This window comes from Rhodococcus sp. NPDC059968 (assembly GCF_042738615.1).
Classification (GTDB): domain Bacteria; phylum Actinomycetota; class Actinomycetes; order Mycobacteriales; family Mycobacteriaceae; genus Rhodococcus_F.
Genome location: NZ_JBHWUE010000050.1, coordinates 43,365 through 69,840, shown reverse-complemented (window position 1 = coordinate 69,840; position 26,476 = coordinate 43,365). Strand labels below are relative to the sequence as shown.

Here is a 26,476-nt window from a genome sequence, read left to right as displayed (position 1 = left end):
CCGTCACCGGCCGAAGAATCGCAGAAAGCGGGCCACTGTCGCCGCTAGTCTCTCGATTTCCCCCGGCGCGACGCTCTCATTAGGCGAGTGAATCGCACACAACGGCTCTTCGACGCCCAGCAGCGCTATCTCCGCATCGGGTGCAGCGGCACGAAGGGCGGCACACAAGGGGATACCTCCACCCTGTCCGGTCTCGGCGGCCCGGCTGCCGTAGGACTCGCTCATGGCGGCGATGAGGGCCTGATAAGCCGGGCCACCGGTCGAGGAGGTGAAGGCCTCCCCCACGGACGCTGGTTCGATCGTCAAGTGCGCTGACCACGGAACCGCAAGTTGCAGGTGCTCGGTGAGGGCCCGCAGTGCTTCGTCACTTCCAAGACCTGGAGGAATCCGCAAACTCAGCCGGGCCGATGCGGTATGACTGACCGCACCTACAGCACCCGCTACTGGTGGGCAGTCGATGCCCACCACCGACACCGACGGTCGCGCCCACAATGCGTCCGCCACAGAACCAGATCCGAGAACTTGCACGCCCTCGAGGATTCCTGCGTCGCGGCGAAAGGCGTCTTCTCTGTAATCGGCGCCATGCCACTGAGCGGAGTAGTCAAGACCATGGATAGTGGTATCGCCGGCATCATCACGCAGCGACGCCAGCATCGAGATCAGTGCTGCGAGTGCATCAGGTGCAGCTCCTCCGTACATTCCGGAATGCACTGGGCGCACCATTGTGTCGACTCGAGCCACCAGGTTGACGATGCCGCGCAGACTAGTGGTCAGTGTCGGTGTACCGACGCGCTGATTCCCCACATCCATGATGAGGATTGCCTCTGCTGCAAACAATTCGGGCTCCGAACGCACGAGCGCTTCGAGGCCCCCCGCCGCCGTCTCTTCCGAACCTTCACACACGACTTTTACCCCTACCGGGAAGCCGCCGTCCTCGAAGGTTCGCAGTGCCGTCAACGCAGCGACGATATTGCCCTTACAATCCGCGGATCCGCGGCCGTACCACCGGCCGTCCCGATCGACAAGTTCGTATGGGTCGGACGTCCAATCCAAACGATTTCCGGGCGGTTGTACGTCGTAGTGCGTATACAACAACACCGTCGGGGCACCCTCCGGTGCCGGCTGATGACCGAGGACGGCATAGGAGCCGTCCTCGGTCTCAACGAGTCGGGTATTGCAAATTCCGCTGTCCTCGAACGCCTTCCGAACCCACTCGGCTGCCGATCGGCATTCTTGTACCGATCCCATGGCCGTATCGGAGACAGACTTGAATCGCACCAGTGCGGCAAGGTCCGCCCGTGCGCGGGGCATCAGCTCCGACACGCGGTGGTCGACCTCGGACAGATCAGTCATTGACATCGTACGTACTCCATTTCTCGGGTGCATCGATCTGTGATTGACGCACGGATTGCTCACACCTACTTCATCGAGGTGGCACCGGATGATCACCGCCCGCAGCGCGCGGGAAGCATGCAACGAGATCTACGCCGCTGTGGGCAGAATGCCGATGGCCCTCCCGCGGTGAGGTATCAAACATAATGGCTCGGCTGAACCAGTGAAGGGTTGCAACGTCGTTGTGCAGACTGCCTGCACATGCATTGTGGCCGCGACCGGGACACCGGAGCCCGAACACGATCCGTTTCAGTGTGCGTGTCGACTGGTGGCAGTTCCGGACCGGCGTCGGCTAGCCACTCGTATCAGCCACTGACATAACAAGTTACACTAACTCCGCCCTACCGAGCAGTAGTGGCGCAGTAATGCAATTCGGACCGGGCATCGATTGATGATCTCCGGTACGCTTCCTGATCTCGCCAGCGCATAAACCTTCGTCATGGCGGACTCCACCCGGCAAAAGGACTACCTGTGACCGACTCGTACCTTGTCATCGGCGAAACGACCGTGGCCCGACGCGTGTGTGCGTCATTGCGTGAAAGGGACTTTCGGGTCCGCCATCTCATTGCACCCGACGACGACGAACTGCGGCAAGCGATGGCCGACCAGCCAAGTGGCATGGCAGTGCTCGTGCGTGACGACGTCGTGGCTCTGCGGTACGCACTGGCTGCTGCACATATTTCCGCGACTATTCCATTGGTGGTGTCGATCTTCGACCGTACCGTCGCGGATCAACTATCCGAGTTGCTCCCGCAATGTGACGTGACGTCGCCGGCCGACCTCGCCGCCCCGACACTGGCAGGCCCGTGCTTGGAGCCCGGGCTCGTGTCGGCGCGCCACGACGGCGCCCACATGCTCGCGGTCCGGATGGTCGACGGCCATCCCGAGAGCGCGCTAGTGGATATGCCGCGCAACGCATGGTGGCATCGAGCGCTAACCGGCGCGACCGGGCTGCTGCGTTCCCACGACTTCGGCACCCGCATGCTGCTTGGCGGCCTCGCGGGACTGCTAGCTGTGCTGATGACGGACTGGGCGTGGCTCGTTCTCGGCCGACATGTGCGGCCGCTCGACGCCTTCAATGAAGCCGTGCGCGTGGTAACAACGGTCGGCCCCGGTGTCGATGCCCACGACAGCCCGGCCTACGCAGTGTTCGCGTCCCTTGCGATGCTCTTCACCGTGGTGTTTACGGCGATGTTCACTGCGGGGATCGTCGACAGGCTACTTGGACCGCGCCGCGTCGCCCTTATCGGCCGGCGGGTCCTGCCGCGGACCGGGCATGTCATCGTGGTCGGGTTGGGCCAGGTGGGTTTGCGGCTCTGCCGAGAGTTGCAAGCCTTGGGTATCCCTGTCGTCGGAGTCGAGCGCAATCCCGCGGCCAAGAATCTTCGCTTGGTCCGAACGATGAATATCCCAACCGTGGTTGGGCACGGTGGCGACCGAGAATTGTTGGAACGCCTCGGTGTCCACCGGGCCCTCGCACTCGCCGCCGTCGGGTCGGACGACCTGGACAACATCGCTGTGTCAGTCGCGGCACAGGCCGTCTCGCCCGGGTTGCGCCTGGTCCTGCGGGCAGGGGAGCAGGAGGCCATCGCGGAGACGCGGTCACTTCTGCGACTGGGCAGCATCCGCGACGTCACGAGCCTGAGCGCCACATACGTCGTGGCCCGGCTAATCGGCCTACAGCCCCGCGGCGTAGTGTCCGACGGCAGCAACCTATTCTTGGAGGTTACTGCCGCCGATTCCCCCGAGACTGGTTTCACCGAGCTTCCGGTATCGCCTCGCGTGAGCTGCCGTCACGTCTTCTCCGCTACCGAAGGAGTGCGGGCACTCGCCTGAATGGAATCGGGGCGAACAACCAACTACTTGGCGACGAGGATGAGCCACGAATCGTGCTGCGCACTCGGAGGAGTGAAGCAAGGAATCACACCGAACGCGCTTTGGTGGGTGGGACCATGTACGTGGTTCGGCTGGGAGTCAGTCCCAAACGGACTGAGCCTTCCAACCACGCAATGGCGGCGCCCGTCGGATCTACGACCGGGACCGACAAGCCACATTCGGCAAGTCGGTCGCGTAGAGCCTGGGCAACACCCAGCATCCCGGTGCATCCAAGCACGATGACGTCGGCTTCTCCTGTGACTACGGCGTCCAGTGCCTGCGCCTCGAGACGATCGATCAGCAGCTCGCGGTCGTGGAGACCCAGTACGGGGAGATCAATGGTACGCATTGTGCCAATGCGATTTTCCAGCGAGTAACGTCGCCCAAGTGAGCGCAGCATTGGTAGAACATTAGGGAGGACGGTGATGATTCCAACCTTCTCGCCCATGCTGAGCGCCATGAGCATCGCCGGTTCGAATCCGCCGACGACCGGCGCGTCGATAATCTCGCGAGCGGCATGGACGCCAGGGTCGCCGAAGCAGGTTACAAACACCCCGTCGACACCATCGCCGGAAGCCTCATGAATGCGCTCTAGAATTCCCGGGCCAGCTAATGCTTCGTCGTACTCTGATTCAATACTGGCGGTTCCGTTCGACAGCGACACAACGTCGACCATTGTACCGATCGCGGCCCAGTGTTCGACTTCTCCGCGCACGCTCTCAACCAAATTATCTCCGATGACCGGGATGATTACCCGAATGTGCATTTCGACTCCTTCAATCGTGGGTCATGTGGGTTAGTACGAGACGAGCTGTGATGGCGACGAAGCGTTGAATGCGCCCGCAAGGTCCCGGCCACTCGCACATCCCTGCGCAAGCAGAAATGGCCGGGGGAACGGTGGCCCCCGGGGATGCATCCGCGTGAACCGCCGTTCCACGGCCGTCGCTAATCCGTCACGCCGCGAACCAATTTCCCGTTCGTGGCCTGCGTGAGTCGCTACCAGGGATAACGACGCTCTGACCGTATATCTGGTCGACAATCAACAGCGTCGGTAAACCGGCATGAACAGGGGCATTGCAGCGGGGTTGAATGCTTTATCGATTGTCTTCGGCGAGCAGGCGGTGCTCGGCGGGTTTCGCCTGACCGCCGGTTTCGGATCGGCCGATACCGCGAACGAGGCCAAGCTTAGCGGCACCGACGTATAATACGAATGCAATGATCACCGAATTGATAGACGGAATACCCCAGTGCGCATAATGGCCACACAACGACGCGATGGCCCAAATTATAAGACTCGCCGGCACCCACGTCGGCGCAGTGGGCGGCAGAACGCCCGACTTACGGGACGCGGCAAGTTCGGAACGCCAAATTCCTGCAACGAAGTATTCGGCGACCATGATTCCGGCAATTGGAGGAAACGCAACGCTCAGGAGTGTCAGGAAGGTGCCGATGTTGTCGAGAATCCCCACCGCACCGAGCACTGTGCCGGCAAGACCTACGATAAGGGTTACCAGCTTTCGGTTCACACGCCTGCCGAACACCTGGTCGACGAAGTTGACTACTCCTAGGGACGAGGCATACAAGTTCCAATCGTTGATCTTCAACGTAGCGGCGATAATTACAATGGATCCAATGAACCCTGAGGTAGATGTGACGATTGCAACCACGTCGTTGGTCTTGAGTGCAAGCGCTAGGAGAACTCCGGCGAGGCCGACCACGTACTCGCCGAGAGACATTCCGACTACTGTCTGCTTGACCACGTCCCCCGGGGATCGATTGAACCGGCTCATATCTGGCGTGATTACTGCGCCGACGATGAATCCACCTGCCACAATCGTGGTGCCCTGCACGAGGGTCAGTTGAGGGCCTGCAGGCGCCGCCGACATCAGTTCGCCGAGGCTACGAGTCGACAGCTCGGCATAGATCGACCATCCTGCGAGCAAGAGGAAGGCCGGAACTGCTACATAGGCGGTCCAGGCCATCGACCCAAATCCGTACATGACAATAAGGGTGACGAGCATGCCAAACACTAGGGCCCATGCCCACAAGGGAAGAAAGCCCATCAAGTCCATCAGGCCTTGCGCAGAGACCGCGTTCTGGATGCCGAACCACCCGATGGCGCTTATCGATATAGCCAAACCTATGAAGGCCGAACCTGAGCGGCCGAAACCGGTCCATCTCGCGAGTACGGAAGTCGTCAAACCTTCTCTCTGGCCGGCGATGCCGGTGAAGATCGTAAGAACCTCGAGGATGACAGCACCTAACGTGATCGCGATAAAGGCATCCCAGAAATCCATTCCAAAACCAAGCGTTGCTCCGATTAAGAAACTTGCAAGACCACTGAGCATTCCGAAACGTTGGATTGCAATCGAGAACCAGTGGTATCGCGCGTGCTGCGGAACTCGGGACAGGGCGTAGTCGTCGTCTTCTGCGCCGTCTGCTTTGACCATGGTTATGACACCTCCGGTTGTGTGAAGTAGTTCACGAACCGTAGGTCTCAAGGCGTGCGGTCTCACTGTGCACTAAGTCCAGTCTGGCCGCGACTGTTGGGCGTCACGCCTAGTGGAATGGTGGCCGCCTCATGCTCCGTGACTCGCCAGAGCAAGTCGGCGCCCACGGTCGGCGCCCTCATTTCCCGAAGGGAGTCTTCGACGAGCTCGCGGCACCATAGCCACGCTCTTCCGGCGGTCACGTCGGCAATCCGGGAGTCCGCACTCGACTGGGCGGATCTTTCAGGGCCATAGGTAGTGCTGCTTGACTACCCAGAATTCCGATGCCGGGGGAGGAATCGGCCGACCGTGCAGCGGCACCAGTCGCTGAGCAGCCTTTGAGGGGAATGAGCTATTCAGAAGGGCGGGAGGTTTCATGCGAAGTCGCAGGGCGGTGCAAAGGCGGACGCGCTCCCAAGCGCCCCATAGGAGAGAGCGCTGATAGGAGTGTGTCCATCGGTCTCGTGCAGGCGGTGATCGACCCTGAGCGCCACCCCGAGCCGAACCTGACCCGGCCCCGGGTTGACGCCACCGAACCTCGCCCGCCCGTTTCATCACTTGCGCACTGCGAATCGGGCGGAAGATCTATTGCTCTACTGTGTTTCCGCGGAGCCAGATGGCAAACGGGATGACACGCAGGGAGAAGCATGAGTGACGAGCCCGAATCAAACGGACTTGATGACATTGACCGGCGGATTCTTGAGTTGTTGTTCGACGATGCCCGGATATCGGTTCGCGGTTTGGCGCGAGCAGTGGGAATGTCTGCAGGCGCGGTCGGCGAACGGGTAGAGCGTCTCGAGAGCAGCGGGGTTATCACCGGCTACCGCGCAGAGATCAATCCATCAGCGCTTGGCCTCAAGTTGGAGGCACTCATTGGCGTAGAGCTAACGCAGCATTCATCCGTTTATGAGTCTATGGCCGTTCTGCGGGAGCTCCGTGAGGTAGTGAGCATCGAATTGGTTACGGGAAGATGGGATCTGGTTGTGAGAATCCGTGTGCGCGACCATGAACACCTCAAAGAGGTCTTGACAGAATCGGTCTGGAAGCTGCCGACCCTAGGGCACAGCGAGTCGATGGTCGTGCTCGAAAGCCACACAGGGAATGCGCCGCCGCCATAGAGCCTCCCTCCCACCAGCGGGAGGTCGGTGAGCGAAGCACAGTCCTCGCAGGGACTAAGTCGCATCACACGATTGCCGGTAGCCGAACCGGAAGACGCAAAGCGACGATAACGGGACGCAGTCGCCCACATCGGCCGACGCGTCAGACGCCGCGGGAGGCGGCCACTTCGTAGCGGTATCGCCTACCTGCACATGCTGCCGAAGCCAGTAGACGCATCATCCGCGCCGATCAGACCGTCTACCGGGACAATGTGTGTTTAGACCCGTCCGGCCACGGAAAGGACGGTGTGATGCCGAGTCGTGGCCATGGGGTCGTGTTCTCCCGCCCAGACTGCACCCCAGGGAACTGACGAACCAGCAACGCGCACTGTCCATCACTCATTGTGGAGGAGCCCGTCCAACTCCTCCGCGCGCCGGCGGCCCGGGACACCTTCCCCCGCCGTGTGGGTGCGCTGCCAGGAACGCGAAGTCCGGGACGAGGTTCTCGATGTGCGCCCACGACGACGGTCGCGCACCCACACGTTCTGGTTCGCCGAGCGATGGACGAACTGCACCGACAATCGAGCCGGATTGTGCACCCTGCCCATAGCAGCGAAGTGACGCGCACCATACGTTGGTTTTTGTCAGTTCCAGAACCTGCAAGCGCACTAGTAGGAAGCGAGCACTTCCTCAGGTGCACACCCGGTTATCAGTGCCCAGGACGAAGAACATCATGAACACTTACACCACAAACGAGCAATCGGATCCCCTCCAGGATCATGCCTCACAACCAGCAGGCTGGTGGGACAGTTCCAGGTCCCCGAACCAACCCGATTCCCACATTGGTTTGGACCTTTTGAGAGCCCGATATCTACGCCGGCAACGCATGATGATGCAACGGCAGTCCGATCGAATTAGTACCGAAGCTAAGCTCTTTCTCCGCTTCGCCGAGATGTGGGCACCGTATGGAGGCCCACCGGCCGCGGACATTTTTGAGACCTTTGGCATGACACCTGGTCGGTTCCACGAAAAGCTGCGCGAATTTATCGACCGATACAACGCCTCGATTCAAAGTTACTAAGCCGCGGCACCGCTCCTTCTGTCACCAATATGCCCATCACCACATCAAGTTCCTCACCAGATTGCGCTCTGCCATGAACGGTCTCCGAACCCCAGTCGCCACCAGCCCTCGCCTGCCATCCCTGCGTGATGCAGACCAACCTGCACTTCGAATCGACGAAAAACCCACCGTAACAGTCGATATCCCCGAAATTGATACTCCCAGCGACCTGACCAGGTTCATTGGCCGCCGAAAGGAATCCGCAGACGTCCGCAGCCTTCTCGGCACTGCCCATCTTGTGACACTGATCGGCACCGGCGGAGTCGGCAAAACGCGGTTAGCGCTCAGATCTGCCCGCGGCAGCCGGCGCGCTTTCCCCGGAGGCGTGCACTTCGTCCAACTCGAACAGGTTCGAGATCAAGCGCAGCTTACAAACGCGGTGGCAGCAGCGTTGGGGTGCGCCTCCTCTGTCGATTCGATGAGCCAACTCGCGTTGATACTCGGTTCACAACGAACGCTTCTCGTGCTCGACAGCTGTGATCACCTCACCGGCGACGCCGTTTCCGCGGTCACCTCACTTCTTCAGTCCTGTCCGCATGCGCGAGTTCTCGCAACCAGCAGGCAACCCCTCGGAGTATGCGGCGAAGCCGTGCTACCGATCGATCCGCTGCCGTACCCGATCGCGGGATCGGCGCCATCGTTGATGCCCACAGAAAGCTGTGGCGCAATCGCCCTGTTCGCTGACAGAGCTAGGGCCGCCATTCCCACCTTCGAGCTCACGGACGACAACAGAGACAGCGTAGCGAAGATCTGCCAAATGCTCGACGGGTTGCCGTTGGCCATCGAACTGGCGGCGGCAAAGCTGCGATCGATGTCGGTGCAGCAGATCCGCGCACGCCTCACCGATCCGTTCAGCATTCTGGTTTCTGGAAACCGGGCTGCGCCGCAACGGCAACAGACGTTGCACAAGTGCATCGCGTGGAGCTACGCACTATGTACGCCGAGGGAGCAAACTCTGTGGAATCGATTGTCTGTCTTCACCGGAAGTTTCGACCTCGAGGCTGCCCATGAGATATGCGCATCCGAGTGGTCACCGGATGAGGTGATGGATGTTGTAGCGGCCTTGGTTGATAAATCCGTGCTCATCCGCGAGGGCGACGCGAGTGTTCGGTATCGGATGTTAACGGTTCTTCGGCACTACGGACGTCAAGAACTTCGCTATTGCGGCGATCTCATGGCCTATCAACGCAAACACCGCCAGTGGTACCAAGATCTGGCCCTTCGGGCAGACGCCGATTGGAACAGCCCGAGTCAATCCAGCTGGATCGAGCGTTTGAGTCACGAGCAGGATAATCTGCGCGGGGCACTGCTGGGTAGCTTGGCGGAGCCGAGTGAGTCGGAAGCGCTGTTGAGGACAACATATGCCCTTCACCGCTTTTGGATTGCCTGTGGGCAGTTCGGTGAATGCCGCAGCTGGCTGAGTAAAGCTCTAGCCCAATCGCAGGGTTTGTTCTCCATTCGCCGAGTCGCCGCATTGTGCGCGAACGGTGTCGTCGTCGCGGGATTCGGTGATCTGGCAGAGGCTACCGCACTCGTCGATGAAGCTCGTCAACTCTGCGAAGAGCATGTGCCGAGCAAAGACGCTCATCATCTTCTTTCTTACGCAGAGGGATTCGTAGCGTTGTTGTCAAACAACTTTGGGTCTGCCACCGAGTGCTTCAAGAGCGCTCTCGATGACCACCGCAGCTCCCGAGAACGAATCGAGCTTCTGTTCGGTCTAGCCCTCTCGACTGGTCTCGGCGGTGATATTCGACAGGCTGTCACCCATCTCGAGCGAGGACTGTCTCTCGCCACCGCCGACAACTTACTGGCAGAACAGTGCTATCTCCTATGGGCACTCGGATTTGCGCTCTGGCAAACTCATCCCGACAAGGCCACGGAGGCGCTCGAGAAGTGTTTACGCCTGCTTCGAGGCACACAGCTCCCGCTGGCCGGTGCCTGTGTGGAGACTTTGGCTTGGATTGCCGGAGCCGGACGGTCGGGTCAGCACGGAGGGGTGCTTCTAGGTGCCGCCGCGCGCCTGCGGACTTCGATGGGGCAATCGTTGGGATCACTGCCGGGCATCGAAGAGCACCACGAGAAGTGTCGAGATCTCATGACGTGCACGCTCGGCGAGCAACCTGCCAATGCTGCAATCCAGCGGGGCCGCAACTTCACATGCGAGGAAGCAATCGCCTACGCCCTCAGTGAAAAGCCACCCGAACGCACGTGTCCAGTGACAGACCCCCGGACGACGTTGACTCGGCGCGAGCGTGAGGTGTCCGAACTCGTCGCTCGCGGCTTGACGAACCGGTCGATCGCCGATCAGCTCGTAATCTCGCTTCGCACCGCGCAAGGTCATGTCGAACACATCCTCGCCAAGCTTGGATACACTTCGCGCGCTCAAATCGCAGCATGGGTCGTCGAATGCCAATAGCCGCATTCCCGTCCCTCACGTGCACGGCACCCCGGCCGTACCTCGGTCGTGCGATCGCGCTCGTCGAACCGAACGGTCATCGCATGCTCATCACGATCCGGTCTGGACTGCACAGACGGATTGTCAAACTTCGATGTCGTTGCGCAACTGACCTATTCAAATGTATTCTTACCAAGCATGCGGTCTGCGGGCACAATCCCGGCCCCGACCGCTCTTGAGCGCATATCCCGCGCTCACAACCACGGAAGAAGTACACACAATGAACGAGACCTCACTGCGGTCGACTACCAGGGTCACCGATCAGAATCACGAGCAGGTAGTTTTCTGCCAGGACGAGAAATCAGGGCTGAAGGCGATCATCGGCCTGTATTCGACTGCCCTCGGCCCCGGCCTGGGCGGCACCCGGTTCTACCCCTACGCTAGCGAGGACGACGCGATCTCCGACGTCCTCAACCTCTCAAAGGGCATGGCGTACAAGAATTCCCTGGCTGGCCTTGACCTCGGCGGCGGTAAGGCAGTCATTATCGGTGATCCGAATACCATGAAGAGCGAAGCGCTACTGCGAGCGTACGGACGGTTCGTGGAAACGCTCGCCGGTCGCTATTACACCGCGTGTGACGTCGGCACCTCCAGTCCCGACATGGACATCATCGCGCGCGAGACGTCGTACGTCACCGGCCGGTCGCTCGAAGAGGGTGGAGCGGGCGACTCGTCGATCCTTACGTCGTGGGGCGTGTTTCAAGGCATGCGAGCGTCGGCTCACCACGTGTGGGGCAGCACCTCGCTCGCGGGCCGCATCGTAGGAGTGGCCGGGGTCGGCAAGGTCGGCCGCCATCTAACCGCGCTCCTCATTGATGCGGGCGCCGAGGTTGTTGTTACCGATCCTTTCGCACCGGCAGTGCAGTCGCTGCTGGACGACTACCCAAGCGTGCGTGTCGTTCAGACGACAGCGGAACTGGTCGGGCAAGCTCTCGACATCTACGCACCCTGCGCACTCGGTGGCGCTCTGACCGACACAGTTGTCGATGAGCTGAGCGCACGAATTGTCTGCGGCGCGGCGAACAACCAGCTAGCCCACCCAGGAATCGACAAGCGATTGAAGGAACGAGCTATTACGTACGCTCCTGACTACTGCGTCAATGCAGGCGGAGTTATCCAAGTAGCTGACGAGTTGAACGGTTTCGACTTCGACCGCGCAAAACTCCGTGCCACAGGCATTTTCGACACGACACTCAATGTACTCGAGACCGCAACCAGAGAAGATACGACGACCGCCGCTGCTGCGGACCGCCTCGCGGAGCAACGCATGCGCGAAATTAGCCGACTGAAGGCTCTCTGGACACCGGGATCCTAAGGGTGCATAACCTCCAGGTCACCACGCGTGCTTCCACTTCGCGTTCGTGGTTCTGAGTATCAGAGCTTCTCATTGCAGAGGGGGCTCCTTCGTTACTGCCCCTCATTTCGACGTACCAGCGGGTTCTCAGTCGCCGGGCTCCTCCGCCGGCCAACTCATTAACACTGCACGTGGCTCCGTAGGCATTCATTTCCTGGACTTCTCCGCCATGGCAAACGAGCGCAGACGACCTGAGCCCAGCGTGCTCGCGCGTGACTTGTACAACGACCGGATCACAGGATCCCACTACGTACCGGCATTCCGGAAAGCAAACAGATTGGACGGTGGTCTCCATCATGACTGCTTCGGCGACGGATGACCTCACTAAACCCTACGACCTCGACGACCGATACAGGCACGGCGCGGGGCCAACACTCCTCACCGGCGTGCAGGCGATCGCGCGATTCCTGGTGGAGCAACATGTCCGCGACACCGCTCGTGGACAGGCGATCGGGACTTTTGTCTCCGGTTACCAGGGAAGTCCCCTAGGTGGTGTCGACCGCATGCTGGGCGGCATGCAGGATGTACTGGACGAGAACAGCATTCGATTCGTCCCTGGCTTGAACGAGGAGCTCGCTGCTACATCGGTATGGGGTAGTCAAGCAACCCTTGCGCCTGGTGCCGCCACCCACGACGGGGTAATCGGTGTTTGGTACGGCAAAGGCCCGGGAGTTGATCGCGCTACCGACACCATCCGTCACGCCAATATCTACGGTGCAAATCCGAAGGGGGGCATCGTTCTCATGGTGGGCGACGATCCCGCCTCGAAGTCGTCGACGGTACCTGCCGTCAGCGAGCGATCCCTTGCTGCCCTCGGAGTGCCGGTACTCTTTCCACGCAATGCCCGCGAAATCATCACCTTGGGTATGCACGCAGTAGCTCTGTCCCGCGCATCCGGGTGTGTGGTCGCCCTCAAGATCGTTGCCGACGTCGCCGACGGCGCCTGGAATGTATCGGCGGATGATTTCGCCGATCTGTCGATCACGGTTCCCACTGTTGAACACGGAGGACGTCCATTCGTATACACGCAACGACCGATGGCGGTCGCACCAACCAGTATCCTCGCCGCCGAGGCCGACCTCGTCGGTCCCCGGTGGAAGATCGTTCAAGCGTACGGTCCCGCCAACAAGCTCGATGTCATAGAGGTGAACCCGCCGGAGGCGAGGTTGGGCATCGCGGCCACAGGCACGACATTCGATTCGGTGCGGCAGGCGCTGATCGATCTCGGCGTCGAGGACCACCACCTCCATTCCGCAGGCATCCGCTTGCTGCGCGTCGGGATGACCTATCCACTCTCCGCTGACACGGTGAACCAGTTCGCTGCAGACCTCCACCACTTGCTCGTCGTGGAAGACAAAACCGCCTTCCTCGAATCCCAGTTCCGCGAGATCCTCTACGGAGCGACCAACGCTCCTCAGATCGCGGGCAAGAAGGACTTCGAAGGCCGAGACCTCGTGCCCGCGGGGGGCGAACTGACCTCCGGACGCCTCCTTGCCCCGCTCCGACGCATCCTGGACGGGCGCGTCGAAACAAGACGCCCTCTTCCTGCGCCGCTGAAGCTAGATGTTCTGCCGCACAACCGAACTGCCTATTTCTGTAGTGGCTGCCCACACAACCGATCGACAGCCATTCCGGACGGTTCCCTCGGCGGAGGTGGCATCGGCTGCCACATTCTGGTGACCATGTCCGGAAGAGAAGACAGCGCGGTCACTGGCCTGACGCAGATGGGTGGTGAAGGAAGCCAGTGGATTGGTCAGGCAGCGTTCACCCACGTCCCCCACATCTTCCAGAACATCGGAGACGGTACCTTCTTCCACTCAGGTCAACTGGCACTGCAGGCATGCGTTGCCGCCGGAGTGAACATCACCTACAAGCTGCTCTACAACGATGTGGTAGCCATGACCGGCGCCCAAGATGCCGAAGGCGCACTCTCGGTCGCGCAATTGACCCACAAGCTCATCACCGAGGGTGTCAAGCAGATCATCGTCTGTGCCGACGAACCTCACCGGCACAACAAGCGGAAGCTCGCCAAAGGCACAAAGCTATGGCACCGAGATCGCCTCGATGACGCGCAGAGGGAGTTGCGCGAAATCAAGGGAGTAACCGTCCTGATCTACGACCAGCACTGTGCCGCTGACGCCCGCCGACAGCGTAAGCGCGGAACACTACCCACCCGTAACACTCGGGTGATCATCAACGAGGCCGTGTGTGAAGGATGCGGCGACTGCGGCGTCAAGTCGAACTGCCTGTCGGTACAACCTGTCGACACCGAATTTGGACGCAAGACCCGCATCGACCAAACATCCTGCAACACCGACTACACCTGCCTCGACGGAGACTGCCCGTCGTTTGTCACAGTAGAGCTGAACCCAGGGAAGAAGCCACCAAGAATCGCTCGCCCGACACCCCCCGCGTGCGCCGAGCCAGACCAAACAGTCGGGTCCACGACGCAGAACATTTTCCTGGCTGGAATCGGGGGCACCGGCATCGTGACGGTCAACCAGGTGTTGGCCACCGCGGCGCTGCGTGCGGGTCTCGAGGTCGAAAGTCTCGATCAGATCGGCTTGAGCCAGAAGGCCGGCCCGGTCGTCTCCCATCTCCGCTTCAGCGCCAGCGCTCTCGAACCATCCAATCGACTCACCCCCGGCAACGCCGACTGCATCCTCGCATTCGATCTACTGACCGCTACCGAGAACAAGAATCTCGCGTACGGACATGCACGCTCAACTATTTCGATCGCGTCCACGAGCGCCACGCCGACCGGTGACATGGTGTACGACAAATCCGTGCAATACCCGGACACAGAATTGTTGCTGGATAGATTGGCTGGTGCCTCGCAAACCGTGCACTCGTTCGACGCCCTCGCGGCGGCTCAGGAGTTGTTCGGTAACACCGCAGCGGCGAACTTTCTACTGATCGGCGCCGCCTACCAGGCGGGCGGCTTGCGTCTGCCCGCCGCGGCGATCGAAGAGGCCATCGGAATCAACGGCGTCGCAGTAGAAGCGAATATTTCAGCCTTTCGCTGGGGCCGTACCGCCATCGACCATCCGGCAGCCTTCAAGGAGGCCACAGCACCCGCCAACGTCAAAGATGAACCACTGGTGGCGCCGGCGCACCTCTTCGAGGACACCACCTTCGGCGGAGAAGTGCGCCGAATGGTCGAGTTGCGCGCCGCCCAACTCATCGAGTTCCAATCCACGGCTGTGGCACACGAGTACATCGAGCAGATTGAACTGGTGTGGGCGGCTGAGCGAGAGGTGAGCGAGCGAACCGACTTCAGCGAGGCAGTTGCTCGCGGGTTGTTCAAGTTCACGGCGTACAAGGACGAATACGAGGTCGCGCGGATGTTGGTCGATCCGGCATTTCTCAACGACGTCAAGGCTCAAGTGCCGGCAGGCGAGAAACTGACTTATAAGCTCCATCCGCCGATTCTGCGAGCGATGGGGCGCAAGAAGAAGATCGGGCTGGGACCGAGATCACACTTCGCCCTCAAAGTGTTGGCGAAGGGCAAGAGACTGCGAGGAACGAAGTTCGACCCGTTCGGATACGCCCACGTTCGCAGAGTCGAACGGGAACTACTTACTCAGTATCGACGCATGGTTACCGACCTCGCCGGCACTCTCGATCGGGTCGGATACGACAAAGCCGTTGAGATCGCCCAACTACCCGACATCGTTCGTGGGTACGAAGACATCAAGCTCCACAACGTCGAGTTGTATACCACTCGGCTACTTGAACTCGGGATGCACCAATACCTTCCACACCGCGACGGGGAGCGAAGTGATACCTAGCCTCGCAGCCGCGGAGACGCCGCGGAAGTATGGGATGCAGACATTTGGAACAGACCCTCAACTCGAGACATACTCAATTGAGTGCAGTGATACCGCCGACGTAATCCCGCGCCTGACAACGCTCTTCTGGCGACACAGTGTCGAGTTGCAGAACCTGTCGACGTGGAAATCGATACGGCCCGACGGTAGCCAAGGCATAGTCGTTACTTCTCGAAGACCCGCCACCCTGACTGACGAAGCATTGGTCAAGCGGATCAATCATCTAGTCGGTGTCGTCAGGGTTCGACGGGAGACGTTCGAGGAGAGTCTCAAGTTCAAGGACCTCACGATCGAAGTGTCCGCGACTGGATACTACGTCGATAAACTCGCAACCCTGGGATACGAGTTCAACGCGACTCCGCTGCGGTACTCGATGAAGTGCATCGTGATGCAGTTGTTCGACAGCGGGAAGCGGATCGACGAGTTCCTAACCCGATTGTCGAAGCACATCGACCCACGCATGACGGGAGAGGTCAGGGTCTCGTCCTCGCAACGGCCAGCGCTCGTGCTCCTGAGCCGAAAGGCCCTCGGTGGGTAGGCCGACACCAGACACAACAGCGCACGATTCACCTACTACATCTCGAAAGGCACCTCCGTGCGCATTGTTCTGACGGGCCCACCCGGCGCGGGTAAGGGCACCCAGGCACAGTTGCTCTCGCAGACACTCGGCCTCCCACACATCTCCACCGACGACCTGTTTCGCCACCACATTTCCGAAGGCACCGAGCTGGGAATGAGGGCGAAGTCTTACATCGATGCCGGTGAACTGGTTCCGGGCGATGTCACCATCAAGATGGTGCACAACCGGCTGATCGAACAGGACACGCGGTCCGGGTTCATCCTCGACGGCTTCCCCCGAACCGTTCAGCAAGCGATCGCGCTCGATGAAATCCTCAACGAACAACTGAACCAACTCCGGGCCGTACTCGAATTCGAAATTGCCGAAGAAGAGGCTCTCATCCGCATGCTCTCCCGCGGCCGCGGCGATGACACGCCGGATGTCGTCCGCCACAGATCGCGCCTCTACAATCTTGAAAAGCAAGCGCTCCGTGACTATTACGCGCCCATCCTCGTCACCGTGCGTGCCGAAGGCAAGGTCGAAGAGGTACGGGCACGCACCGTGCATGCCCTCAGTGAACAGATCCCGCTACTGCAGTACTCAGAGCCGAGGTAGTACCGAGGCTGACCGCGCACACTTGCAACCACCTGAGTCGTGCGGATGTTTTCTCTGTACGACTAGTCGCCTTCGTAGGTCTCGCCCGAACCTGTTCCGCATAGTTCCCTTCGTGCGTGAATCCCGATATTCCTCTGAACCCGCACGACCGTCGGCGGGACCACTAACCGCAATGCCGCGCAGTTAAAGGATTGGCCTGGCAGGTCAAGTGAAGCCGAGGAACTGGGCGTGTCGTGAGATAGGGCAACGGAACTCCTGGTAGGGAAGCTTTGTCCGCCAAAGACAAGCCTCTCCGGGAGTTCCGTTGCCTGTTCAGTCTGTCATCAAACAAGAGTCGTTGGTTGCTGCCGGACGGTTCGCGCCGGGGCATATAGGTGAGTTGACGCGGATCGTGCCGTTCGAGATGGTCGATGCCGCGCTCGAGTCGGCGAGGGCCACGCAGGCTCGACTGCGGGAGTTGCCGTCGCGGGTCGTGGTGTACCTGCTGCTGTCCGCGTGTCTGTTCCCTGATATCGGCTATACCCGGGTGTGGGCGAAGCTGACCGCGGGTCTCGAGGGCGCGGTGGCTACACCGGGTTCCTCGGCGTTGTCGCAGGCCCGTCTGCGGGTCGGCGCCGCACCGCTGCGGGAGTTGTTCGATCTGATCAAAGGCCCCGTCCCCGGTACCGCTCGGTGGCGGGGACTGTTGGTGTGCGCGATCGACGGCACCTCGATGTTCGTGCCCGACAGTGTGGCCAACCTCGGTGCCTACCATCGTCAAACCGGCGGTCCCAACGGCGACTCGGGTTACCCGATGGTGCGTATGCTCGCCGTGGTGGCGTGCGGTACCCGCACCATCGTCGATGCCGTGTTCGGAACCTATGGTGTATCCGAGATTGCCTATGCACCAAGGTTGTTGGGGTGTCTGCGCGATGGCATGTTGTTGTTGGCCGACCGCAACTTCGCCGTCGCCGCGTTGATCGAGCAGATCGCGGACACCAAGGCCGACCTGCTCATCCGCTGCAAGAGCAACCGCAAGCTTGCCTCCATCGAACGGCTCCCCGACGGGTCCTGGCTCGCCCCGATCGGCTCGGTCATCGTCCGGGTCATCGACGCCGAGATCGTCGTCACCCCGAAGGGCGGCACACCCCGCACCGTCAGATACCGGCTGGTCACCACCCTCAACGACCATCGCCGCTACCCGGCATCGGAACTGGTCCGGCTCTATCATCAGCGATGGGAGATCGAGACGACCTATCTCGAGCTGAAGTCGACCATCCTCGGCGATGCGATGCTGCGGGCCCGCACCCCGTCCGGGGTCACCCAGGAGGTCTACGCGTTGTTGACCACCTACCAAGCTCTGCGAATCGCGATCGCCGACGCAACGACCGGCGCAGATGCCCCACCGCTGCGCGCGAGTTTTACGATCGCCCTCACCACCGCCCGCGACCTGGTGGTACTCGCGTCAGGCGTGATCGCCGGCACGACCATCGATCTGGCCGGAAAGATCGGGCGCGCAGTCCTGGCCGAACTCAATCCCGAACGCCGAGCGCGTGATTGCCCCCGCGTGGTCAAACGAGCGATCTCCAAACACCGCGCCAAAGGCGCCATCGACCGCACCAACTATGCCACGGTCAACATTGCCATCAACGTTCTCAAACCGCCCGATTGGACAGACAGCTCAAACCCTTAACTGCGCGGCATTGCCACTAACCGTCCGCAGTGACACAAGGAGTCGTAGGCCATGACGTCCACACAGACCTCCCTCCAGGATCTCCAGATCCCTGACGCTCGCGATTGCCCCATGTTCGTCGACGGTGCGTGGGTCGAGGCGCTCGGAGGCGAGTGGAGTGGCGTGACGACACCGATTCTGCGTGAGCACGTCATCGGCCGGGTGCCCAGCTCCGAGGCCGCCGACGTGGATCGGGCGGTCCAGGCCGCGCGCCGCGCGTTCCCGAAGTGGCGGTCCCAGCATTTCACCGCACGCCAACGTGTTCTCGGGAAGATCGCCGGCGCGATCGAGAGCCGATCCGAGGAGCTCGCCCGGCTGACCGCCCTCGACACCGGGAACGCGCTGCGTACGCAGGCTCGCCCGGAGGTGCTCACCCTGGCGAATCTGTTCCGGTTCTTCTCCGGCGTCGCGGGCGAGATCAAGGGCACCGTGCTGCCTGCCGGCGACGACCAACTTCAGTACACCCGCCAGGAGCCGCTCGGCGTCGTCGGCTGCATCCTGCCCTGGAACTCGCCGCTGATGATCGCCGGATTCAAGCTCCCCGCCGCCCTCGCGGCCGGTAACACCGTCGTCGTCAAGGCCGCCGAAGCCGCACCGCTCAGCGTTCTGTTGCTCGCCGAGATCTGCGCCGAATTTCTGCCGGCCGGTGTGCTCAACGTCATCACCGGCAGCGGCGCGGTCGCCGGCGAAGCGCTGGTACAGCACCCGGGCGTCGACAAGGTCTCGTTCACCGGCTCCACCGAGGTGGGGCGCCGGGTGGCCCGCGAGGCCGGCGGTCGGCTCGCGCACGTCTCGCTCGAGCTCGGCGGGAAGAACCCGTCGATCGTGTTCCCCGACGTCAACATCGATGACGAGTTCATCAACCAGCTGCTGCTCTCGACCCGCGTGCACCGGCAGGGGCAGAGCTGCACCGCCGGGTCACGGCTGTTCCTGCACCAGGACGTCTACGACGAGGTACTCGGGCGTTTGGTTGACTCCCTCGCTGCTCTCGAGGTCGGCAACCCGTTGTCGGAGTCCACGGACATGGGCGCCATCATCAACGACAAGCAGTTTGCGTCGGTATGCGGATTCCTCGACGACGGCCTCAGCTCGTCCCAGGTCTCGGTGGTCCTCGACGGTTCGCCCACGAAGGTCGGCAACTTCGACGGTTACTACATGGGCCCGACCGTGTTCTCCGGCGCCGACAACTCCTGGCGCCTGTCTCGCGAGGAGATCTTCGGGCCCGCGCTCGTCGCGATCCCGTGGACCGAGCACTCCGATGTCATCGAGATGGCCAACGACTCGCACTACGGGCTCGCCGCCTACGTCTGGACCCACAACCTCGACCTGGCCCTCAACACCGCACACGCCCTCGAAACCGGGTGGGTGCAGGTCAACCAGGGCGGCGGACAGATGGTCGGCCAGTCCTACGGCGGCTACAAGCAGAGCGGGATCGGACGTGAAGTATCGGTCGAAGGCATGATCGCCGGATTCACCCAAACCAAGCAGGTGAACGTGCGCCTGCGTTCGATCTGACACTCGCCGAGCGCGGTGCCGCAGGTACGCCCGGCCGGTGGGGAGGGGTTCCGAAGATCGTGCCCACCGGCGGGTCCCACCTGATCGTCGATCGCCACCCCCGCACCGCGGGGTGGGGTGGGGGTGGCGGTGGTGAGCCCTTTCTCTCTACCCCGCGGCGAGCACAGCAAACACCGATATCGGAGTCGTTAACCGGCGACACCGTTGACGTCTCCTCAATTCCCGCCGCGCTTCTTCAACTAGGACGGATCAAGACATGAATGTGGGACCTCTCAAAGACATGCTCGTCCTCGATCTCTCGGGGGCACTCGCGGGACCCATCGCAGCGATGATGCTGGGAGATCTCGGCGCCCGGGTCATCAAGGTCGCAGCCCCCGGAACCGGCGACGATTCGCGTACGTGGGGGCCGCCTTTCGTCGGACCCGAGCACGATCCCCATTCGTCGTACTTCATGTCGGCCAACCGGAACAAAGAGTCGATCGTGCTCGACCTCAAGAGCGAGCACGGACGCGACGCCCTGCGCCGGCTGATCGAACGCGCCGATGTGCTGATCGAGAACCTGCGGCCGGGCGCATTCGACCGTCTGGGATTCTCGGCACCGGTCCTCGAGGATCTCAATCCGCGGCTGATCACGTTGTCCATCAACGGGTTCGGCCACGACGGTCCCGAGGGCTCGCGCGCCGGGTATGACCAGATCGCCCAGGGTGAGGCGGGTCTGATGTCGATCACCGGAGATCCGAAGGGGGAACCCACCCGCATCGGCGTGCCCATCGCCGACGTGCTCGCCGGCGTGCACGGCGCCACCGGCGTGTCCGCCGCCCTGGCCGGCCGAGAAAAGACCGGGAAGGGGATGGTGGTGCGCACATCTCTGCTCGCGGCCGCCATCAGTGCCCACACCTTCCAGGGCACAAAATGGACGGTCGGCGACCAGGTCGCCCAGCGATCCGGCAACCACCATCCGCAGATCGCCCCCTACGGCAGTTTCCGGTGCGCCGACGGTTACGTGCAGATCGCGGTCGGGAGCGAGACGATCTGGAAGAAGTTCGCGCCGGTCGCGAACCTGAACTCCGCCGACCCACGCTTCGCCGTGAACCTCGATCGGGTCGGCAATCGCGACGAGCTCATCGCCTCGATCGAAGCCGACTTCGCCGACCGCACCCGCACCGACGTGCTCGCTGTCCTCGAGACGGCCGGCGTTCCCGCGGGATCGATCCGCACGATCGACGAGGTCTACGAGTGGGAGCAGACCCGCAGCCAGGGTCTGGTGGTCGAGGTGGACCACTCCGTCGTCGGCCCCGTGCAGCTCCCCGGACCGTCCCTGCGGATGGAAACCGCGCACGGCCAGTCGCTGGTGCGATCCGATCACGCGGCGCCGCCCACCCTCGGCCAGCACACCGACGAGATCCTCGCCTGGATCGATGCCGGTTGCGATGGCGATCTGGCCTCTCACGAGAACGGGCACCTGGTCACCAGCCGTTCGTGAGTGTGCAGCCGAAGAGCCGTGTCGATGCGGGTGGATCTCGTGTCGGCGCCGCGTGGATGGCGCAGTGGGGAGTTTGCGCCCGCGGCGCCGTCCACGCATCCATCCAAACCTGACTCTTACTGGTGGAGGAACTGAAATGGCCCCGGACGCGGTACGCGGACGGTGGCTGGGCTCGACTACAGCGGTTGCGTTGGCCTCTGTGAACCTGCTCAGCACACCCCACGCAGCTGTCCGCTCGCCAAGCTAACCGCTTGAAACCTTCACAAAACCTCATTAGGACGCAAATAGGGGGTCTGTGCCGTCGCCGCGGATTGCGCTACCGACGATGTCCTCGACCACGAGCCCACGATGGCCGAATTCGAATGCCGGGTGGCAGACATGCTGGGCATGCCTGCCGCACTGTGGGTTCCGAGTGGGACGATGGGGAACATAATTGCGCTGATGCTTCACCTCGGCCGAGGTGATCGATTTCTTGCCCAGAGGTGGACTCCGCAATTTGATGGATGTTGGGAGCCTCGTGTCGCACATCGGCGATATTCTGGTGTGAACGGTATCAAGAGGTGGTTGCATTGGATGTGCCTTCGAGAGGTTTGTGTTCGGCTCCGTCTGCACGTACTCGTGTGGACCGAGCATCGAGCTGGAGGCGGCGTCGCCGCTGATAGCGCAGCGAGGGATTGAGGGCCGTCGATGGCCGATTTGGATCCACTGGCGACGCAGCGTGAGCTGATACCGGCGATCACAACGGAACTAGCGGTGGCCGGTTTCGAGAATGCGCAGGAGATCGGTCGCGGCGGGTTCGGTATCGTCTACCGATGCGAACAGCCCTCCCTCGATCGCATTGTCGCCATCAAAGTCCTCACCTCCGACCTCGATGCTGAAAACCTCGAGCGATTCCTGCGCGAGCAACGAGCAATGGGCAGACTGTCCGGCCACCCGAACATTGTCAATATTCATCAGGTCGGCACTTCGGAAAGCGGTCGACCGTACATCGTGATGCAGTACCACGCGCGTGGTTCGCTGGATGCACGGATCCACGGCTCCGGACCGCTCGGCTGGAAGGAGGCGGTCCGAGTTGGAGTGAAGCTGGCGGGCGCCCTCGAGACCGCGCATCGCGTCGGCACCCAGCATCGCGATGTGAAACCCGGCAACATCCTGCTGACCGATTACGGCGAACCTCAGTTGACCGATTTCGGTATCGCCCGGATCGCCGGCGGCTTCCAGACCTCCGCGGGAGCTGTCGCCGGCTCGCCGGCCTTCACTGCCCCGGAGGTGCTCAGTGGTGAACCACCCACCTCGAGAGCAGACATCTACGGCCTCGGCGCGACGCTCTTCTGCGCTGTCACCGGCCACGCTGCTTTCGAACGCCGCAAGGGGGAGCAAGTAGTCGCCCAATTCCTTCGGATCACCACGCAACCCATACCTGATCTGCGCGGGGAGGGCTTTCCCGACGACGTGTGCGCGGCCATCGAACGGGCAATGGCTGGCAAGGCAACTGACCGTCCCGTCACCGCAGCCGAGTTTGGGGACGAGCTTCGCGAGCTTCAGCGTCGACATGGCTGCAGTGTGGATGAGCTTGCGCTGGCGGCCGATCCAGGCACCGAACAGCAAATCGGCGAAGGTGTCTTCGAAGACTCGACCGGACCTGAGTCGGCCAGTCCTCGTCCACTCACGATGGACGCCCGAAAGCAGCCTGCATCGGTCCACGCGCCGCCGACACCGGCGACCAAGTTTCGACCACCGACTCCCACCCGATCGTTGGTTGCGCGGGATCGACTGATCGAAACCCTGCGTGCCGGCCAGGAGCGACGATTGATAGTGATTCACGCGCCGGCCGGGTTCGGCAAGAGCACGCTCGCCACCCAGTGGCGTGACGTTCTGAGCGAGGAGGGGACGGCGGTTGCGTGGCTGAGCGTAGACGACGATGACAACAACGTCGTGTGGTTTCTGACGCACCTGATCGAGGCGATCCGACGGGTCCGGCCCGCGGTGGCGAATGAGCTCGGCCAGATGCTCGAGGAACATGGTGATGAGGCTGAGCGGTTCGTTCTGACCTCGTTGATCGACGAGATCCACGACAGTGGTGAACGTGTGGCCGTTGTCATCGACGACTGGCACCGGGTAACGAATGCTGCGACTGTCGGGGCAATGGACTTTCTGCTCGACCACGGTTGCCACCACCTCCAGGTCGTTGTGACGAGCAGAACGCAGGCCGGTCTGCCTTTGAGCAGGATGCGGGTTCGTGATGAACTCGTCGAGATCGATTCCACCGCATTGCGGTTCAACGACGCGGAGTCGAGATCCTTCCTGGTCGACCTAGTGGGGCTGGCGCTGGAGAATGACGAAGTGGTCCATCTGAGGGAATCGACCGACGGATGGGTGGCTGCGCTGCAGTTGGTATCCCTGTCGCTGCGTGGGTGTGAGGATCCAGCCGAGTTGATCGAGCACATGTCGGGACGACATCACGCCATCGGTGAATACCTCGCCGAGAATGTACTCAACACCCTGGAACCGGAGACTCTCGACTTCATGCTGGCTACTTCGGTCACCGAACGGATCAGTGGTGACCTCGCATCGGCGCTGTCAGGGGTGCCTCGCGGACAGGCAATACTCGAGGAAGTCGAGGGCCGGGACCTCTTCCTGCGCAGGATGGATGAGGAGGGGGAGTGGTTCCGTTACCACCATCTCTTCGCAGAGTATCTGCGGCGCCGACTTGGGCGGGATCACCCCGACCGGGTCAACGAGCTGCATCGTACGGCCTCGCTGTGGTTCGCTGATCATGAACTCCTCAGCGAGGCCGTCGATTATGCGCTGGCCGCGGGAGACCAGCAGCGAGCGGTCGAGCTGGTCGAATTGGACGGAACGCGCCTGCTCGAGCACTCTCAGATGTCCACCCTGCTCGCGTTGGTCGCGAAACTGCCACCGCGACATGTGCTGTCGAGCCCACGACTGCAGCTCGCAGTGGCGTGGGCTCACGAGGTGCAGCATAGTGCGGCGGCGCAGGCGGCACTCGACCTTGTCTATTCGTTGCTCGAGAAAAGCGCGCTTCCCGCGTCCGAAGTTGCGGATCTACGGGTGGAGGCCGATGTGGTCCAAGGAGCTATCGCGATCTCCGCGGACCGGATCGACGGCGTGGACGAGTTGGTGTCGGAATGCCTTGCCAGACCGGAGACTCTGCGCCCGTGGGTCGTTTCCGCGGCAGCGGACGTCATTAGCTGGTTTGAGATCTACCGGTTCGACTTCGTAGCGGCGCGACGATGGCAGGACTGGGCAGCCCCCTATCATCAGCGGACGAGCGGGCCGTTCAGCGTGATGTACGGATACTGCTGTGCCGGGATCGCAGCGAGAGAACAACTCGATATCGCGGCAGCCGAGGAAAACTTTCAGAAAGCACTGCACCTCGCCAGGGAATACGGCGGCAGCCATTCGTACGCGGTGAGGTTGGCGGGTGCATTCCTCGGCGAGTTGTTGTACGAGCAAAACGACGTTACCGCCGCCGAGCGGCTGCTGGACGAAAGCTACCAACTCGGATCCGAGGGCGGCGTAGTCGATTTCATGCTCGCCACGTATGCAATTGGGGCGCGAATCAAGGCGCTACGCGGCGATCTCGAATCCGCGGTGCGACGTTTGCACGACGGAGCAAGGACGGCTGAAGTTCTCGCGCTCCCGCGGTTGGCCGCCAGAATCAGGAACGAGGAGATCAGGTGGGGACTGTCCGCAACATCCGAAACCGATGCGAACCCTCGAACCTCACAGGATGTGCGTGGTGCTGACGCTGAACTGCGCCGACAACGAGACGGCATTCTGGCGGTAACCGCCGAACTCCGCGAAGACTCGGCGATAAGGATACTTGTGGCGACAGACGAGCCCAACCGACTCGATCAGGCATGCGCACGAGCAGGGGCGCTGGTGAACTACCTCAAGGGCCAGGGCCGGCCGCGGGCGTTGCTACAGGCGCATCTTCTGCTTACAGAATGTCTTGCGGCGGCAAAGAGGATCGTTCAAGCCAAGAGAACGTTGGCCCCGATCGCGGCCCAGTGCGCCGATCTCGGCCTCGTCCGTCTCCTGTCCGATGAAGGTCCTCACATACTCTCCATCATCGCAGCCCTCCAAGACGATCAACGCGGCGGTAACTGGCCACCGGAGTGGTCACCAATCCCAGTCTCGTTTCTGGCAGAGGTTTTGAGCGCCGAGCACGGATCTTGAAACTAGTATTCTAGTAGCGCATCCCGTCGTGGGCATGGATGGTGCAGCAGGTGCCTGTAGGAGCGGCGAGCAGCGTAACCGTGGCAGCGAGTGACTATTGGGCAGACGCGCTGTATCCGGCATCGTCAACGACCCTATTGATTGGTGCGACGAGCGCGACCCGTCGTGCTCGTCGACCGCATCAAGAAAGTCACCACAGTGAGCATTGAGACGATGAAGGCGATCGATGCTCTCCGAACGGCATCGTCAACTTGAGTGATAGTCGCAGTGGTGCAGCCGGTGTGGCTTAATCGCGGACCGAAAAGTGTTAGCTGGGTGCGTTGTTCAGGCCGCGGTGGAGGTCGCGGTGATGTCGTTCCACACCGCGAAGCGTGCGGTCACGACAGTCAGGCACTTTCTTCGGAGGGCACGTTCGTCCGGTACGACGGTGAGGGGCGGCCGCCGGTGACCGATGGCCCGTTCGCGGAGACCAAGGACGTGATCGCCGGTTGGATGGTGATCGACGTCGACAGCTACGAGCGGGCCCTCGAGTTGGCCGGCGAGTTGTCGGCGGCTCCGGGTGCGGGTGGGAAGCCGATCCACGAGTGGCTCGAGTTGCGCCCGTTCCTGGGCGTATGTGCGACCGTGACGGAGTGACGCACGGTGGGTGCGGCCCTGCTGCGGACCCTCCCCCCATCGTGATCGGTGTCCTCGTCCGGCGCGGCGCTGGACGAGGACACCCTGATCGAGGCCGTGCGCGGGGTGCTGCGGATGATGGATGGTGTGGACGAGGTGACAC

At 61.8% G+C, this 26,476-nt stretch carries 15 protein-coding genes and 1 pseudogene; 13 read left to right on the top strand and 3 right to left on the bottom strand.

Going from position 1 to position 26,476, the window contains the following annotated elements; all coding sequences use genetic code 11:
* Nucleotides 1-3 precede the first annotated feature (3 nt).
* Entirely contained in the window at nucleotides 4-1,359 is a 1,356-nt protein-coding gene (locus tag ACFWAY_RS32280) for a dipeptidase (protein ID WP_378513410.1), read from the bottom strand.
* A 504-nt stretch (nucleotides 1,360-1,863) separates the two neighbouring features.
* On the opposite strand from ACFWAY_RS32280, the gene ACFWAY_RS32275 reads away from it, so the two are divergent.
* The gene (locus tag ACFWAY_RS32275; RefSeq protein WP_378513409.1) at nucleotides 1,864-3,228 is read left to right on the top strand and encodes a potassium channel family protein; all 1,365 of its coding nucleotides are present in this window, start codon (nucleotides 1,864-1,866) and stop codon (nucleotides 3,226-3,228) included.
* Between the two features lie 85 nt (nucleotides 3,229-3,313).
* Here the strand turns inward: ACFWAY_RS32275 and ACFWAY_RS32270 are convergent, their stop codons facing one another.
* Both ACFWAY_RS32270 and ACFWAY_RS32265 read right to left on the bottom strand, forming a co-directional pair.
* Nucleotides 3,314-4,033, bottom strand: coding sequence for an aspartate/glutamate racemase family protein (locus tag ACFWAY_RS32270; protein WP_378513408.1), 720 nt, complete (start codon nucleotides 4,031-4,033; stop codon nucleotides 3,314-3,316).
* Nucleotides 4,034-4,361: 328 nt separating this feature from the next.
* Nucleotides 4,362-5,717 (bottom strand): purine-cytosine permease family protein, encoded by a 1,356-nt coding sequence (locus ACFWAY_RS32265; RefSeq protein WP_378513407.1) that lies wholly within the window; start codon nucleotides 5,715-5,717, stop codon nucleotides 4,362-4,364.
* Between the two features lie 686 nt (nucleotides 5,718-6,403).
* Here ACFWAY_RS32265 and ACFWAY_RS32260 point away from each other — a divergent pair.
* From ACFWAY_RS32260 to ACFWAY_RS32205, 12 genes and pseudogenes are all read left to right on the top strand, one after another.
* Nucleotides 6,404-6,874 (top strand): Lrp/AsnC family transcriptional regulator, encoded by a 471-nt coding sequence (locus ACFWAY_RS32260; protein ID WP_378457882.1) that lies wholly within the window; start codon nucleotides 6,404-6,406, stop codon nucleotides 6,872-6,874.
* A 1,133-nt stretch (nucleotides 6,875-8,007) separates the two neighbouring features.
* The gene (locus ACFWAY_RS32255) at nucleotides 8,008-10,389 is read left to right on the top strand and encodes an ATP-binding protein (RefSeq protein ID WP_378513406.1); all 2,382 of its coding nucleotides are present in this window, start codon (nucleotides 8,008-8,010) and stop codon (nucleotides 10,387-10,389) included.
* Between the two features lie 259 nt (nucleotides 10,390-10,648).
* A complete protein-coding gene (locus ACFWAY_RS32250) occupies nucleotides 10,649-11,743 on the top strand; it encodes a Glu/Leu/Phe/Val dehydrogenase (protein WP_378457884.1) in 1,095 nt (364 codons plus the stop codon).
* A 335-nt stretch (nucleotides 11,744-12,078) separates the two neighbouring features.
* Nucleotides 12,079-15,573, top strand: coding sequence for an indolepyruvate ferredoxin oxidoreductase family protein (locus ACFWAY_RS32245; RefSeq protein ID WP_378513416.1), 3,495 nt, complete (start codon nucleotides 12,079-12,081; stop codon nucleotides 15,571-15,573).
* Nucleotides 15,563-16,150, top strand: coding sequence for a hypothetical protein (locus ACFWAY_RS32240; RefSeq protein WP_378513405.1), 588 nt, complete (start codon nucleotides 15,563-15,565; stop codon nucleotides 16,148-16,150). The genes ACFWAY_RS32245 and ACFWAY_RS32240 overlap by 11 nt, the downstream gene beginning before the upstream one ends.
* A 57-nt stretch (nucleotides 16,151-16,207) precedes the next feature.
* The gene (locus tag ACFWAY_RS32235; protein ID WP_378513404.1) at nucleotides 16,208-16,786 is read left to right on the top strand and encodes an adenylate kinase; all 579 of its coding nucleotides are present in this window, start codon (nucleotides 16,208-16,210) and stop codon (nucleotides 16,784-16,786) included.
* A gap of 304 nt (nucleotides 16,787-17,090) precedes the next feature.
* A complete protein-coding gene (locus ACFWAY_RS32230; protein WP_378513403.1) occupies nucleotides 17,091-18,458 on the top strand; it encodes an IS4 family transposase in 1,368 nt (455 codons plus the stop codon).
* Nucleotides 18,459-18,509: 51 nt separating this feature from the next.
* Nucleotides 18,510-20,012 (top strand): aldehyde dehydrogenase family protein, encoded by a 1,503-nt coding sequence (locus tag ACFWAY_RS32225; RefSeq protein ID WP_378513402.1) that lies wholly within the window; start codon nucleotides 18,510-18,512, stop codon nucleotides 20,010-20,012.
* A 256-nt stretch (nucleotides 20,013-20,268) separates the two neighbouring features.
* Nucleotides 20,269-21,495, top strand: a complete 1,227-nt coding sequence (locus tag ACFWAY_RS32220; protein ID WP_378513401.1) for a CaiB/BaiF CoA transferase family protein — start codon at nucleotides 20,269-20,271, stop codon at nucleotides 21,493-21,495.
* 330 nt (nucleotides 21,496-21,825) lie between these two features.
* Nucleotides 21,826-22,173 (top strand): annotated as a pseudogene (locus tag ACFWAY_RS32215) (beta-eliminating lyase-related protein); the annotation flags it as partial.
* A 9-nt stretch (nucleotides 22,174-22,182) separates the two neighbouring features.
* Nucleotides 22,183-25,698: a protein kinase gene (locus ACFWAY_RS32210; protein WP_378513400.1), complete on the top strand. Its 3,516-nt coding sequence runs from the start codon at nucleotides 22,183-22,185 to the stop codon at nucleotides 25,696-25,698.
* A gap of 255 nt (nucleotides 25,699-25,953) precedes the next feature.
* On the top strand, nucleotides 25,954-26,334 hold the full coding sequence (locus ACFWAY_RS32205) for a YciI family protein (RefSeq protein WP_378513399.1): 381 nt from the start codon (nucleotides 25,954-25,956) through the stop codon (nucleotides 26,332-26,334).
* Nucleotides 26,335-26,476 lie beyond the last annotated feature (142 nt).